The organism is Bacillus sp. VA13 (assembly GCF_055710085.1).
This window is the reverse complement of record NZ_JBVQPP010000005.1, coordinates 34365-49966: the sequence shown is the minus strand read 5'-3', so window position 1 is coordinate 49966 and position 15602 is coordinate 34365. Positions and strand designations below refer to the sequence as shown.

The window sequence follows — 15602 nt, the reverse complement described above, 5'->3', positions numbered from 1 at the left end:
AAAAAAAGCCTGAACAAAAGTCCATGCTTAAAGAAACACACACCCTTGATCTCCGGATAGCCCTCCGCGAAAAAGCACGCGGCAGTCCTGCACTTATTCAGATACAGTCCCAGCATAGAGAAGGATCGGCTTTCTCCACACTTCGGCGCTGATGCCTTTTACACATGTTTAACAGCTCCTGTCAGCCTAGCATGTGTGACTCATCATCCGCGCAACCTCTACCTCACTGAGAAAGAGTGAGGATTTAAATATTCAGTTACTCCCAGAAGGTTATCAAAGAAAGGATGATCTGTCAAAGGGAACAGATGGAAAATACGGATAGAGACAAGCCCTATCCGCACTGTGGTTTATCGATTATTTTTCTTTTTTTGCACAGCTTCTTGAAGCGGATCATCTTTTAGAGCTGAACCGGCATCTTCAAGAGCTCCCTGGATTACGTTTTTTTCTTTATCAGAACGTTTTCCTTTATCTTTATTAAAGAAACCCATTCGTATCACCTCTTTATAGAAAATAGGTACATGTTTAAGATGCCTTTTTCCTTGAGAAATTATGCGGGAAATTTTTTATCGTACAAAGTCCTGTTGATCAAACATACATTCTCTTGATATATTTGTAATTCAGAGATTTTTTGCAAAAGATAAAAGGAGAAGCGGGAAATGACAGGAAAAACACACATCATGGGAGGCATCGCTTCTTGTACGGCAGTGGCTTATTATTATGGATTTGATCCAGTGCTTATGGCTGCGTCAGGCGCGGTTGGGGCATTGATACCCGATATCTGCCACACGCAAAGCAAAATCGGGAGAAGATTTCCTATTTTATCGAAAGTGGTCAGCTCCGTTTTTGGCCACCGAACCTTTACGCACAGCCTGCTGTTTCTGCTCATCATGTTTTTTATCACAGGCACATATATTCCAGATAAAAACATATCAACCGGACTGATGATCGGAATGGCGAGCCATTTGATTCTTGACGCTTGGACGGTGAACGGAATCAAATTATTATTCCCTTCAACGATCCGCGTGCGGCTCCCACTATATATGAAGACAGGCAGTTTTTCCGAGCAGCTCGTGTTAGCCGGGCTGACAATTGCTTCATGTTACTACTTTTATATGCTGTTTCATGGACGCATGTTTTAAACGTGAGTGCTGACACTTGTCTGAACGGGCTGTTTTTAGTAGGTTTTACATAAGAAGCATTTCATGCAGATGATCAAGAAAACGTGAGGAGTCATATTAATGAAAGGAACCTTTTTTCACAATCAGCGGTTTTTATGTATTTCGATCGTATTCATGTGGATCAAAACGTATGCGATCTATAAACTCGGCTTTGATTTGCAGATCGATTCTCTGTTGGAGGAGCTGATGTTGCTGATCAACCCGCTCAGCTTTATCCTTCCTTTATTCGGGATCGGCCTGCTTCTGAAAGAAAATAAGCAGCGGGTCTTTTTGCTGATTGCCAATTTGGTTCTGACTGTAATCTTGATTTCCAACACGATTTTTTACGGCTTTTATATCGATTTTATTACCATCCCGGTTTTGTTTCAGGCCAGTAACATGAGCGATATGGGCAGCAGTGTAAAAGAACTGTTCAACCCTCTGTTTATCGCCCTGTTTGCGGATTTGGTTTTTCTTCTGCTGCTTGCCCGAAAAGAGAAACACTCGCAGACAAAAGCCGCATCCCGCACGGTCAAACGGTACTATGCAGCTTCCTGCGGCATGATTTTATGCACCCTGGCACTTGCAGAAGTACAGCAGCCGAGGCTTTTGGCACATTCCTTTGACCGGGAAATGCTCGTCAAAAGCATCGGTCTGTTTCAATTTCATATCTACGATACGATATCTCAGACTGTGAATATAAGCGCGAAAGCATTTGCAGATGAAGACAGCATGACTGCCATTAAAAACTACACAGAGGCTGATTACAGCAAGCCTGACCAAAGCAAGTTTGGGCTGGCAAAGGGGCGCAACGTCATCTTTGTGACGCTTGAATCGACCCAAAGCTTTGTTCTGAATGAAAAGGTAAATGGAAAAGAAATTACCCCGTTTATGAATGATTTCATCAAAAAAAGCTATTACTTTGATCATTTCTATCAGCAAACCGAACAAGGCAAAACATCTGATTCAGAATTCATCGTCGCTAACTCGCTGTATCCTTCCCTTAGCGGCGCCGTCTTTTTCACGAAAAGCGACCATCAATTTCATACGATGTACAAATCGCTGAAACAACATGATTATTATTCAGCCGTCTTTCACGCCAATCATAAAACATTTTGGAACCGAAATGTGATGTACGATACATTTGGGATTGACCGCTTTTTTGATGTTGATGACTTCCATGTCACTCCCGGAACATCAACAAGCTGGGGCTTAAAGGATAAGGAATTTTTAGAGCAGTCAGCCGGAAAGCTGAAAAGCCTGCCGCAGCCGTTCTACAGCAGTTTCATCACATTAACGAATCATTTTCCGTTTGAGATTGATGAAAAGGATCAGCTGATTGATGAATACGATTCAAGCAGCGACCTGCTAAACCGTTATGTGACAACGGTTCGCTATGAAGATGAGGCATTGAAGCATTTTATCAAAAAACTGAAGAACGAGGGCTTATACGAAAATTCGATGATCGTGTTTATGGGAGATCATTACGGGATTTCAGAAGCCCATAACGATGCGATGGCTGAGTTTTTAGGGAAAGATGAAATCACGCCGTATGACAACGTTCAGCTCCAGCGGGTACCGTTTATTATACATATCCCGGGAATTACCGATCAAAAGCCGGAAACCATCTCTGACGCCGGAGGGCAGGTCGACGTCAGGCCGACACTGATGCATTTGCTAGGCATTGAAACAAAGGGCGATATTCAATTCGGCAACGATTTGCTGTCAGATGACCGCACCCCATTCGCCGTGCTGAGAAACGGCAGTTTTATAACGAACGACTATGTATACACGAAAAACACGTGCTACAGCCAAAAAACAGGTGAAGCGCTGGAAGATCAGAATGAGTGCCTCCCTTATAAGGAGAAAGCAAACGAAGAGCTGTCTTTCTCTGATAAAATCTTAAACGGCGACCTGCTCCGTTTTTATGAATAAAAAATCCCTCTGTACAGAGGGATTTTTTACGTTTCAAACATTACTTTACCGGTCAGCTTTGTGTGATAGCCGTTTAAATGAGACAGATTCGCCTTATATTCCTCAGAATTCAAGATCTCCATCACTGCCTTCAGCAGCTGCTCATGTTTTTTCAAAACGACGATATCATATTGTTCGTCGATAAGCGGGATAAAATCAACACTGCCCATATGTGCCGCGTGCTGCGCCCCGATTCCTGCGTCAGCCTGTCCGCTTGAGACTTGTGAAGCGACAGCGTAATGATCGGTCACGATTTCGCCGTATCCCTTTACATCAGCCGGATTCACACCAAGCAAGCCAAGCTGTTCATTAAGGAGCACCCTTGCGCCCGAACCCTTTTCCCTGTTGATAATCCGGATATCGGTCCTTTTCAAGTCTTCCCAGCCTTGAATGTTTTTCGGATTCCCTTTTTGAACATACAGTCCTGCTTTGCGGAGAACGACATTGATCAGACAAAACGGTTCACCTGACAAAATCCGTTTCACATAAGGCGCGTTATACTGGCTGGTTTCTGCATCGTACAAATGGAGGCTGACAATGTCACACTTTCCTTGATACATATCAATCAGGCTGTTTAAGCTTCCTTTGTATTTGCGGAGCGGCGTCTCCTGAATGGCATTCTCCAAATGCTTACTGAGCATATCCATCGAAATGTCCTGTCCGCTGATCATGACATTCGGTCTGCCGTCCGGCTCAGCCTCCTGCACCTGTTTCAGCGCTTCTGTTGCAGCGATGGGCTGAGACATTCTCATATTCGTTTTATATTGCTTTAAATCTTCTTCATCCACACGCATCTGCCTTCCGACACGGTAAGCAGGCAGCACGCCTTTTTTAATCAAATCATAAACGGTCAGCTTTGATACCTTCAGCAGACCTGCAACTTCTTCTATCGTATAGGAAGAGGTTTCATTCATCATCATCACTCTCCTATTTTATTATACCTTTTCGTCGAATGTAAAAAAACCCACATAAACCAAACATAATCAGTTATAATTAGTTATATCTAATGATAAGGGGTGCAATCATGTTTAAGAAGTATTCTATTTTAATCGCAGCCTTAACCGCTTTTCTGCTTGCAGCAGGCTGTTCTTCAAACCAGTCTTCAACGGACAGCGAGAAAAAAGTTACGTTAACCATCTCAGCTGCCGCCAGTGTACAGGATGCACTTGAGGAAATCCAAAAGAATTACGAAAAAGAACATCAAAACATTACAATCCAAGATAACTATGGCTCATCCGGCGCCTTGCAAAAACAGATTTCTCAAGGAGCAGGAGCTGACCTGTTCTTCTCAGCTGCTGAGGATAAATTTCAAAAGCTGGTGGATGATGGGGATATCGCCAAAAAAGACAGCACTGATTTAGTCGGCAATGAAATTGTGCTGGTCGTGCCGAAAAACGGCGATTCGCCTGTGACTCGCTTCAGCAATCTGGCTGATTCAGAAAAAATCGCCCTCGGAACGCCGGAATCCGTGCCGGCAGGAGCTTACGGGAAAGAATCACTGACAAAGCTGTCTCTATGGGACAAAGTGAAGGATAAGATCGTATACGGAAAAGACGTTCGCCAAGTTCTTTCTTATGTTGAAACAGGCAATGTAGACGCAGGCGTTGTTTATAAAACAGACGCTCTGATCTCAAAAAAGGCTAAAATCATTGACGAGGCAAAAGCAGATACACACAGCCCGATTGTCTATCCGTTAGGAATTGTAAAAGATACAAAACACCGTAAGGAAGCGAAGGAATTTTACGAGTACCTGCAATCTGATGAAGCAATGAAAGTATTTGAGAAATATGGTTTTACTGCTGAGTAGCATAAGCGCTTCAGAGTTTTTCACACCTGTTTTGCTTTCCTTTCAGGTGGCGGCAGTTGCCGGAATTGTTGTCATTATTCTCGGAACACTGGCTGGAGCATGGATGTCGCGGGCATCATTTTTCGGAAAAACGGCGCTCGAAACATTTTTTATGCTTCCGCTCGTTCTTCCGCCTACTGTTGTCGGTTTTATCTTGATCGTCATTTTCGGAAAGCACAGTTTTATCGGTCAAGCCATCGAGTGGGTCTTTCAGCAGCCTGTCATTTTCACCTGGTGGGCCGCTGTAATCGCCTCGGCGGTTGTAGCCTTTCCGCTCATGTATCAATCCGCCAAAACCGGATTTGCTGACATTGATCCCGATATACAGGGCGCGGCAATGCTAGACGGCGCAAGCAGATGGAAGGTATTTATCCATATTTCAGTCCCGCTCGCCTATCCTTCATTGCTGACCGGAAGCATCCTCAGCCTTGCGCGGGCGCTCGGAGAATTTGGCGCAACACTCATGTTTGCAGGGAACATCCCCGATGTTACGCAAACACTGCCGACGGCCATTTATGTCGCATTGGATTCCGGCAACAATACCCTAGCCTGGGCGTGGGTCGTCTGTATTGTCGTCATTTCCTTTTTGATGCTGTTTTTCATTCAACAGAAAAAAACACACTAAAAAAACTCCCCGTGACGGGGAGTTTTTCATTAGAACAGGAGCTCATCGGGATTTGGACCGACACGCTCATCTTTGTTTAACGCGTCAATTTTGTCCATGTCTTCCTGAGACAATTCGAAATCAAAAATATCAGCGTTTTCGATGATACGGTGTTCTTTGATGGATTTTGGAATTGTTACCACTTCATGCTGCAGATCCCAGCGCAAAATGACTTGAGCCACAGATTTATTGTGTTTTTCAGCAATCTGTGCAAGCACTTCGTTATCCAAAAGCTGTCCCTGCATGAGCGGAGACCACGCTTCCAACTGAATGCCTTGCGCTTTGCAGTAATCTCTTAATTCTTTCTGCGTCAAACGAGGGTGAAATTCTACTTGGTTCACCATCGGTTTGATTTCTGCGTCTTTCAGCAGTTCTTCTAAATGATGAACTTGGAAGTTGCTGACACCAATTGCGCGGATTTTGCCGTCTTTATACAGCTTTTCAAGCGCACGCCATGTATCTTTATATTTATCCTTGCCAGGCCAGTGGATCAAATATAGATCTAAGTAATCAAGCTGAAGTCTTTCCAAGCTTTTTTCAAAGGCAGCAAGCGTTGTTTCGTAGCCTTGATCTTCATTCCATACTTTTGATGTAATAAAGAGCTCTTCTCTTGCCACACCGGATTCCTTGATCCCGATGCCAACGCCTTCTTCATTTTTGTAGACAGCTGCTGTATCAATGCTGCGGTAGCCGTTTTTAATCGCCGCTTTCACTGATTCAGTCGCTTCACTTCCATTTTCTACTTTAAAAACACCAAGACCGAACCAAGGCATTTCCACTCCGTTATGTAACTTTACAGTATCTTTTAAACTTGTTGGCACTTGAACATCCACCCTTTCACTGAAATGTAAGCGTCTATATTATCTCACATTCCTCTCAGCCGATACCAATAATACGCTTAAGAGCCTCTTTTTGCTTCTTTTTTCACAGCACAGGCAAACCCAAACACTATTTTTTTCCTATTTTAACAATATTGAGATTATCAATACATTTAGCAGGGTATGCGTGTAGTGTAACCACATAAAAACAAAGGAGGAAACAACTTGAAACGGATTCGTATCCCAATGACACTTGCTCTTGGTGCCGCTTTGACAATTGCCCCTTTGTCCTTTGCTTCCGCTGAAGAAACCCCCGCTCCGAAGATCTCGCAGACAACAACAGCCGAAGCAACTGCGGCTGAGGTCGGTTTAAATGTAAACCTTGATGTGCTTGGCATTGCCAATCAGATTGCCGATGCCATCAAATCCTCACAGAACCGGGATGGATTTGTGAAAAACCTCATGGAGTCTTCCTTCTACGCATCCGGCCAAAAATATAACGTCATGGTATTTAATTTAAGCCAGGAGTATGAAGATCACTTGAACGGTGTACAATTTTACGGTTCAGCCGTTTACGACGGCATTACGTACGGCATTTGGGTATTTGAAGACGGAACCTTTACAAACGAAGGTGATGGCGGCTGGATCAACTGGGCCTTCAGAGGCTGGTTCGACCGGGATGGCAGCACTGTCGAATTCCATCGCCCTTAATATAGAAAAAAGCTGGCGTTAGACGCCAGCTTTTTTGCTGTATTTATTCGCCGCCTTCAAGCATGGCGGCTTCCACATCATTAATGTATTGGCGAAGCTCATGGGAGATGTCCCGGGAAATTTCCCGCTCCTCGAAGAGCGTTTGAATTTCATTTCTGATCGCCTGCACAGCCTTCAGCTTCACTTCCAGCTTCTGATTTTCAAAATGAGCGCTTGATTTCAGCTCATGATGGCTGTGCTCCAGCCTGAAAATTAATTGTTTATAAAACGTAATGACAGATAAAAACACTTCTTTATGTTCTTCCGTCTTATGTTTTTCCAAGTATTCTATCGCTGCTTTTGCTGTTTTCACTCTCGTTGCCCGTATCAATCCCGCTTCATTTAAAATCGACATCTCCGGCTTTTTATGTTCACCGAAGAAAATCCAATACATCAGCCGCTTGAGCCTTGTTTTTGATAATCCGACTTTAAATGGGTTGCCATACAAAATTTCTAATTCGTTAAACCGTTCTTGCAGCACATTTGCCGTTTCTTCTGGGATATCTCCCCGCTCCAGCATTTTCACCAGTGCCTCTTGCTCAGCGTTAACCCCTTGCGCACGGACTTTTCGCTCTTGCTTTTTGATCCGATTAGATGATGTATACTGCTGAAAACGAAGATTTTTCATTTTCTCATTGTATTCAGCTATAACCGCAAGAGAGGCTGTTTTGTTTGTATCGTTCATGTCCTCTTTAATCGTTCGGAGAGCTGTTTTAATCAATTTGCGCCTTGCCGTCAGCAGCTTTTCATTTCGTTTCTCATCCTCTTCTTCTTTTTCAGTCAGAAGCGGGAGTACAACAGTGGCAATGACAAGTGTGCATAAAATGACGCCGGCTGCTAAAAAAAGAATCAGATTTCTTTCCGGGAACGGTGTGCCGTCCTCCAGAAAATACGGAATGGAGAAAGAACCCGCAAGCGTTACAGCTCCGCGCACACCGGAAATCGAAAGTAACAGCGTTGAACGAAGACCCGGTTTATAGATGTTCTGATCCCTATTAAAGAACCATTTGCCATTCCAGAAGAACAGCACCCACAGAAATCTGAGAAGCATTAACGTAAATGTGATCACAAGGATATAGCTGATCACCTTCAAGTTGCTGATTGCGGTGTCGTTAAAGATGACAGAAATGACGTCCGGAATCTGCGTCCCGAGAATAACGAAGACAAGACCGTTCAAAATAAATAAAATAATGTTCCACGTACTTGAGGAGACGATTTGCAGTTTGACCATCGTTGATTCCAGACGATCCTGTTCAACCGCATGGGTAATGCCTCCCGCTACAACGGCTAAAATGCCGGAAACGCCGATTTCTTCCGCTGCCAAATAAATCACAAACGGCGTCAGAATTTGAATCAGCATATGCATCGTGACATCCTGCATACCAAGGCGGCGCAAGAATAGGCGAAAACGAATAATCAAAAACGAAATGACAACCCCGCACAGCAATCCCCCGAGAGAAATAAATACAAAGCTGACAGCCGCTTGTGCTAATGAAAATGCACCGGTCACTGCAGCTGCAATCGCAAACTTGAAGGCCACCAGACCTGATGCGTCATTCATCAGCCCTTCCCCTTCAAGCAATCGAAGAATCCCTTTTGGCATTTTCACTCTTCCTGATAATGCGCTGACAGCGACAACATCAGTCGGTGAAAGAATGGCCGCAAGTCCAAAAGCCGCTGCCAGCGGAATATCAGGAATCATCCAGTGAATCGTGTAGCCTCCTACAATCACAGTCGCAAATACAAGGCCGAGTGCTAGCAATAAAATTGGAGCTCGTAAATTCCAAAGCTCTGCCCGCGGCGTTCTCTTCCCATCATTAAATAGAAGAGGCGCAATAAACAAAACAAAAAACAATTCGGTGCTTAATTCAAAATGAAGCCCCTGTGGAAATGAGGCCGCAAGAATCCCTAGCGCCACCTGAATAAGAGGCACTGGAATAAATGGAATAAACCGGTTCACGATATTGGATATCGCAATAATCGTTAATAAAACGAGAACAACTAAAAATATGTCCAAATGCATGACCTCCTTCGTCTGTTGTGTTTCGTGCATGATGACTCGATGTCTGATTGTCTATAAGAGGCTGAGGATAGGATGGCCTTGCATCCATTATGTGATTTCGCAGGAGTTCTCTCCACACTTGTCTTCTTTTATAGTACCCTTTTTAGGGTATTATTTCTCATGAAATGCTCATAGTGAACTTTTTTGCAGCAGAGCAAATTCTAGAAAAAAAGAGACAGGGAGTTATCCCCTATCTCTCGTCTTTCTTTATCAATCATGAAAATTTGTGCCGTCAGTCGTTGCATTAATGATGCCTGCGCGGATGACAAAATCACCGAAGTGCTCGCCTTCCTCACGTTCTTTCGCATAACGGGAAAGAAGGTCGCGCAGCTCGCTTAAAATGTCTTCTTCACCGATGTTTTCACGGTACATTTTGCTTAAACGGCTTCCGTCAAATGCAGCGCCAAGATACATATTATATTTGCCCGGCGCCTTTCCGATAAATCCGATCTCACCAAGCGCATGGCGTGCACAGCCGTTAGGGCAGCCTGTCATGCGAATGGTGATTTCCTGATCACGAAGGCCGTTTTCGTCAATAATCTCTTCAACCTTATCTAAAAGGGTCGGCAAATAACGTTCTGCTTCAGCCATTGCCAATCCGCAGGTCGGAAGAGCGACGCACGCCATAGAGCTGCGGCGGAGCGCTGAATGATGCTTGCCATCAGTGAGTCCGTATTGCTCGATTAACGCACTAATTTCATCTTTTTTATCGCTTGAAACGTTCGCAATAATCAAGTTCTGATTGGATGTCAGACGAAACTCGCCTGTATGAACCTTGGCGATTTCCCGCAAGCCTGTCATCAGCTTATAATCATCGTAATCCGTTACACGGCCGCCTTCGACAAACAGTGTAAAATGCCATTTATCCTCAATGCCTTCCACCCAGCCGTAACGGTCGCCGTTATGGTCGAAGTGATACGGCTTCGCTTCTTCCAAGCTCCAGCCAAGACGGTTTTCCAATTCTTCTATTACGGTTTCTAAACCGAGGCGATCAACCGTGTATTTGAACCGCGCATTTTTGCGGACAGAACGGTTTCCGTAATCGCGCTGAATCGTAATCGTTTTTTCAGCAACGTCATACATTTGCTCAGGACGGCAGAACCCAATCACCTTGGCTAATTGCGGATATGTCGCTGTGTCACCGTGCGTCATTCCCATACCGCCGCCGATCGCCACGTTAAAACCAATCAGTTTGCCCTCTTCAACAATCGCAATGAATCCCAGATCTTGTGAAAAGACGTCAATATCATTAGACGGCGGAACTGCAATACCGATTTTAAATTTCCGCGGCAGATAGAGCGGTCCGTACATTGGCTCAACTTCTTCCTCAGGCGTGCCGGCCACTCTTTCCTCATCTAGCCAAATTTCATGATATGCTCTCGTCCGCGGCAGCAGATCATCACTTAATGTTTTAGACCACTCGTATACCTCAGAGTGGATTTCAGACTGATAAGGATTCGATGCGCACATGACGTTGCGGTTTACGTCTCCGCAGGCTGCGATCGTATCCAAAAGAGCTGAGTGGATCGTCTGAATGGTTTTCTTCATGTTCCATTTCAGAATCCCATGCATTTGGAACGTTTCACGTGTCGTCAGTTTTAATGTGCCGTTCCCGTATTTCTGAGAAAGGTCATCCATGACAAGCCATTGCTCAGGCGTTGAAACGCCTCCTGGCATACGCACGCGCAGCATAAACTGATATGCAGGCTCCAGCTTTTGCTTTTGGCGTTCGTTGCGGAGGTCACGGTCATCCTGCAAATAACTGCCGTGGTGTTTCATCAGGCGGTTGTCATCATCCGGAATTCCGGCACTGATCCGATCCAGCATGACTTCTTTCAGTGTGCCGCGCAAATAATCACTTTCTCTTTTAATGCGTTCAACATCACTTGGAGAGCCGTCCGGTGCTTTTAAGATTTTGGTCACCATGTTGAAAAACTCCTTTCAAGTCAAATCAATATACATCACGCTGATAGCGTTTTTGCTGCTGCATATCGGCAAGATAAGCTTCCGCTTCATCGCGGCTCATATTGCCTTCTTTCTCGATAATTTCAACCAATGTGTTATGGACGTCATGCGCCATGTGCTTTTCATCGCCGCAAATGTAAACAACCGCGCCTTCTCGAAGCCATTCGAACAATTCTGCGCTCTGCTCAAGCATGCGATGCTGCACATATACTTTTTCTTCCGTATCACGTGAGAACGCCACATCCATTTTTGTCAGCACACCGTCTTTGAGCCAATTTTGCCACTCTGTCTGGTAAAGGAAATCTGTCACAAAGTGCTGATCGCCAAAGAACATCCATGCTTTTCCTTCCGCTCCCGTCTCCTCACGCTCCTGCATAAAGGAACGGAACGGAGCAACGCCTGTCCCAGGGCCGACCATGATAATCGGTGTTTCAGGATCTTTCGGAAGCTTAAAGTTTTGATTATGCTGGACATAAACCGGCAGTGTATCTCCCGGCTGCAGACGCTCCGCGCATAAAATTGAGCAGACGCCTTTTCGTTCACGGCCATGCGCATCGTAGCGGACTGCACCGATCGTTAAATGCACTTCATCCGGATTAGCTGATAAACTGCTCGCAATCGAATAGAGGCGGGCCGGCATTTTTCGCAGAATCGAAACAAACTCCTGCGCCGATACACTGAACGGGCCATAATCACGAACGAGATCAAGCAAATCGCGCCCTTCAAGATACGCTTTTACATTATCCTCATTTCCTGGGGCTAAAAGCTCTCTAAGCTTATCGCTCCCAGACAGCTGGGCTGCCTGTTCAAGAAGCGGTTTTGTGAGAACGGTAATCTCATAGTGAGAAATCAGCGCTTCTTTCAGCGGGCGGACATCACCTTGCTTATTAAGCGTCACAATTTCTTCGGGGTCCCAATTCATTTCCTTAAGCAGCAGCTCGACAAGCTCCGGATCGTTTTCCGGATAGACGCCGAGGCTGTCACCAGGCTCATAAGTCAGGCCAGATCCTTCAAGAGACAGCTCCACATGGCGTGTTTCTTTATTTGATCCGCGGCCGTTCAAATTTAAATTTTCTAACACTTCAGCCCGAAACGGGTTTGTTCTTGAATACGCAGATTCAACTGTTTGAGGCACTGCTGCCGGCGCAGGCGCGGCACTTCCGCCCTCAGCTTCACTTAAGCCATCAAAAACGCTTTCCAGCCATTCAGCTGCCGGCTCATCATAGTCAAGATCGCAATCAACGCGCGGAGAAATCCGTTTTCCGCCGAGTTCTTCTAAGCGCTGATCAAATTCTTTCCCTGTCTGGCAGAAAAACTCGTACGAGCTGTCACCAAGCGCCAAAACAGAAAAACGAAGATCTTCAAGCTTAGGCGCCCGTCTACCATGCAGAAATTCGTGAAACGACAGTGCGTTATCTGGCGGATCGCCTTCACCGTGCGTACTGACGACGATCAAAAGATTGTTTACTTTCTTCAGCTGATTCGGCTTAAAATCGCTCATGGATGAGACGGTTACTTGAAAACCGCGCTGCTCAAGCTGCTTGCCGGCATTTTCTGCAAGACCCTGTGCGTTTCCCGTCTGTGAACCGTAAAGAACGGTCACTTCTTTTGAAACGGCTGGTGCCGCCACTTCCGCAGACACAGCAGCCCCCGGCGCCTCCGCTGTTTCTTGGGCGGAAACAGCTTGCGCGGATAAATATCCGCTCAGCCAGATTTTCTGAGATTCGGTCAAGGTTGGCAGAAGGCGGTTAAGGAGCTCTGCCTGCTCCTGATTAAACGGACTGTTCATTACCTGAAGTTGCAACGTATCCACCTCACAAAGTTATAAACTGATCGAAAATTGCATCTAATTGAACTTTACCGGAATACTAGGCTTAAGTAAAATATATTTACATGATGATAACTATTAGGAATCCTAATGATAAAACCGCTTTGTTTCATTATAAATAGAAAAAGAGAAGGACTCCCTTCTCTTCATTCAGCCTTCTGATATAAATGAGGCGGCACAGCTGTTACAAACGGACTGGCTTCACCTGTATAAAATACCGTCAGCATATGCATTGCTCGGGTGCAGGCAGTGTATAACAGCCTGCGGTCGTGCTCTGTTTGATAATGTTCTTCTGATGCATCATAGACAAGCACTGCGTCAAACTCAATTCCCTTCGCTAAATATACTGGAATGACACAAACTCCCTTTTGGAATGTTTGATTTTCTTTATGAATCAGACGAACATCTATATATTCGCTCATGTGAGCGTGCGCCTGTATGCATTGCTGCGCAGTCTTGCAAATGACGGCTATCGTTTCGTGCCCTTGCTTCTTGAGACGGTCAATTTCTTTCGTGAGTTTTTGACAAAGGTCCTCATGTCCTTCGGTTTTGAAAACGAGAGGCATTTCCCCGTTTCTGTTAAAAGGCTCAATATCCGCTCCGTCCTGAAGCATCGCTTTTGTTAACTCGACAATCTGCTTTGTCGATCTGTACGTTCTCTTTAAACGAACATATTCAGCCGGGTCACCTTCAAAGCACGCATCCATACGCTTTACGCCATGTATGGAGTGGGCGTAGATGGACTGATTGATATCACCGAGCACCGTCATGCTGGCAGATGGAAAAATACTTCTCATGTAAGCCATCTGAAACGGTGAATAGTCCTGAGCTTCGTCGATAAAAAGATGTTTGATCTTCGTATTTTTCTTTCTGCCTTCAATCAGATCCTGCATATAAAGAAACGGTGCCGCATCCTCATAGAGCAATTTATTTTCCGCGAATGCCGATCGGGTCAGCTCTCCTATCGCTGCCGTCTCCTCATGCTGACATTTCCCTCCCCAGCCAGAAAACAATTGCAGATACAGCTGTGTAACATCAAGAAACGCAAAGAGTCTGACCGCCTGTTTGAACGGTTTGAAGGCCTTTTTCACAATGATGGCGGCAAGCAGCTGTTGCTCTCTTTGATAATCGTTAAAAGTACTCTCACTGAACTGTTTCCTTTCCTGCAGTTTTTTGTACACGTCCAAGTAATCCTCTTTGTCGAGCAGCTCAGCTTCCTGAACGACCCAATCCTTACGCCGTTCCTTTTTCTCAAGCTTGTTCAGCTCACTCAGCAGCCACCTCGCCGTTAGCTCCATTCGGTTTGGAATGGACTGGCCTTGATCCAGTGAGTAAAAATAGGATTGAATCTGTTCCTTTGTGATCAGTTTTTGCCCGCGGAAGATGATATTTTTAAAAATCATCCCTTCAGACGACAGCCGGCTGACGTATTCATCAATGAATTGCTGAAAAGATAAGCCCGCCTTCCATGTAATTCCCGCAAGCCTTGAAGGAAAACCGTCATCCTTTGTTTCGGTCAGGCAATATTCAAGCTGGTCAAAGGGGCTTTCACATTGAAACTTGCGGCCAAGCCGATGCTCGATATATTCCTGAAACGTCGCCTGCTCCATATTCTCTTCTCCTAACTCAGGCAAAACTGAGGAGACATAGCTGTTAAATAAGAAGTTAGGAGAAAATAAAACGATTTGTCCGGCATCAATGACGCCGCGGTGCCTGTATAACAAATAAGCGACACGCTGAAGCGCTGCCGATGTTTTTCCGCTCCCGGCCGCTCCCTGCACGATCAGGAATTTGCTTTTTTCATTACGGATAATCTGATTTTGTTCTTTCTGAATCGTAGACACGATGTTTTTCATTTGAGTATCAGACTGATGGCTTAATACCTCTTGCAGCATTTCATCGCCAATCGTCATATCAGTATTAAACATCGCCTTAAGAGCGCCGTTTTTAATGATAAACTGGCGTTTCAGCACCATTTCCCCTTCTATCGTTTCGCCGGGCACTTCGTACTCCGCTTTTCCTGGGGAATAATTGTAGTACATACTTGATATTGGCGCCCTCCAGTCATAGATTACAAATTGTTCCTCCTTCTCATCCATACAAGAAGCTAAACCGATATAAATTCGCTCTGCCCGCTCCTCGCCGTTTTCAATAAAATCAATCCGCCCGAAATAAGGCGATGCTTTTAATCGATGAATTCGTTTGAGCTGCTGATCCATACGCCGATGATTCCGTTCCCGATCAGACAGCAGCTCTGCCTGCTGCTTAATGCTTGCCATCGTTTCAACCGCTTCATGGGCATCATCAAGATTAACCGTAACATCCTCCCAAAAGCTTTTTCTTAATCCGATAATGTCATGCTTTAACCCGCCTGCAGACGTTTCGAGAAACCGCTCTTTTTTGCCGAGCTCCTGCAGCACCTCATCTATTCTTGACTGCTCTTCCTTCCATTCCTTATCTTGCTGATTCATGAACGGCACCTCCAGAAAATAGTTGACAAACACAGATGAAATACTGTAAAATATAATTGGATACATA

At 45.1% G+C, this 15602-nt stretch carries 12 protein-coding genes and 1 riboswitch; of the genes, 5 read left to right on the top strand and 7 right to left on the bottom strand.

Annotated elements, in window-relative coordinates:
* Positions 1–49 precede the first annotated feature (49 nt).
* Positions 50–229: riboswitch (Lysine riboswitch) on the bottom strand.
* Positions 230–347: 118 nt separating this feature from the next.
* A complete protein-coding gene (sspJ, locus tag AC0C66_RS17840; RefSeq protein ID WP_003240697.1) occupies positions 348–488 on the bottom strand; it encodes a small acid-soluble spore protein SspJ in 141 nt (46 codons plus the stop codon).
* Positions 489–656: 168 nt separating this feature from the next.
* Here sspJ and AC0C66_RS17835 point away from each other — a divergent pair, with 168 nt between their 5' ends.
* Positions 657–1139: a metal-dependent hydrolase gene (locus tag AC0C66_RS17835; RefSeq protein WP_061187941.1), complete on the top strand. Its 483-nt coding sequence runs from the start codon at positions 657–659 to the stop codon at positions 1137–1139.
* A gap of 99 nt (positions 1140–1238) precedes the next feature.
* Positions 1239–3092: an LTA synthase family protein gene (locus AC0C66_RS17830; RefSeq protein WP_072181910.1), complete on the top strand. Its 1854-nt coding sequence runs from the start codon at positions 1239–1241 to the stop codon at positions 3090–3092.
* Between the two features lie 26 nt (positions 3093–3118).
* Here the strand turns inward: AC0C66_RS17830 and AC0C66_RS17825 are convergent, their stop codons facing one another.
* Entirely contained in the window at positions 3119–4045 is a 927-nt protein-coding gene (locus AC0C66_RS17825) for a substrate-binding domain-containing protein (RefSeq protein WP_072181928.1), read from the bottom strand.
* A gap of 110 nt (positions 4046–4155) precedes the next feature.
* Here AC0C66_RS17825 and modA point away from each other — a divergent pair, with 110 nt between their 5' ends.
* Together modA and modB are read left to right on the top strand one after the other, a co-directional pair.
* The gene (gene modA, locus AC0C66_RS17820; RefSeq protein ID WP_072181909.1) at positions 4156–4938 is read left to right on the top strand and encodes a molybdate ABC transporter substrate-binding protein; all 783 of its coding nucleotides are present in this window, start codon (positions 4156–4158) and stop codon (positions 4936–4938) included.
* The gene (gene modB / locus AC0C66_RS17815) at positions 4910–5602 is read left to right on the top strand and encodes a molybdate ABC transporter permease subunit (RefSeq protein WP_133058570.1); all 693 of its coding nucleotides are present in this window, start codon (positions 4910–4912) and stop codon (positions 5600–5602) included. Before modA ends, modB begins: the two co-directional genes overlap by 29 nt.
* 29 nt (positions 5603–5631) lie before the next feature.
* Here modB and pgoN read toward each other — a convergent pair whose 3' ends face one another.
* On the bottom strand, positions 5632–6462 hold the full coding sequence (gene pgoN, locus AC0C66_RS17810) for a glyoxal/methylglyoxal reductase (protein ID WP_003221597.1): 831 nt from the start codon (positions 6460–6462) through the stop codon (positions 5632–5634).
* A 222-nt stretch (positions 6463–6684) separates the two neighbouring features.
* Between pgoN and yvgO the strand changes: the two genes are divergently transcribed.
* The gene (gene yvgO / locus AC0C66_RS17805; protein WP_472973661.1) at positions 6685–7170 is read left to right on the top strand and encodes a stress response protein YvgO; all 486 of its coding nucleotides are present in this window, start codon (positions 6685–6687) and stop codon (positions 7168–7170) included.
* Positions 7171–7213: 43 nt separating this feature from the next.
* On the opposite strand, the gene AC0C66_RS17800 is transcribed toward yvgO, so the two are convergent.
* The 4 genes from AC0C66_RS17800 to helD form a co-directional block, all read right to left on the bottom strand.
* The gene (locus AC0C66_RS17800) at positions 7214–9226 is read right to left on the bottom strand and encodes a Na+/H+ antiporter (protein WP_061187937.1); all 2013 of its coding nucleotides are present in this window, start codon (positions 9224–9226) and stop codon (positions 7214–7216) included.
* 255 nt (positions 9227–9481) lie between these two features.
* Positions 9482–11197, bottom strand: a complete 1716-nt coding sequence (gene cysI / locus AC0C66_RS17795) for an assimilatory sulfite reductase (NADPH) hemoprotein subunit (RefSeq protein ID WP_079288372.1) — start codon at positions 11195–11197, stop codon at positions 9482–9484.
* 25 nt (positions 11198–11222) lie between these two features.
* Positions 11223–13040, bottom strand: a complete 1818-nt coding sequence (locus AC0C66_RS17790; protein ID WP_079288373.1) for an assimilatory sulfite reductase (NADPH) flavoprotein subunit — start codon at positions 13038–13040, stop codon at positions 11223–11225.
* 170 nt (positions 13041–13210) lie between these two features.
* On the bottom strand, positions 13211–15535 hold the full coding sequence (helD, locus tag AC0C66_RS17785; protein WP_472973660.1) for an RNA polymerase recycling motor HelD: 2325 nt from the start codon (positions 15533–15535) through the stop codon (positions 13211–13213).
* Between the last annotated feature and the right edge of the window lie 67 nt (positions 15536–15602).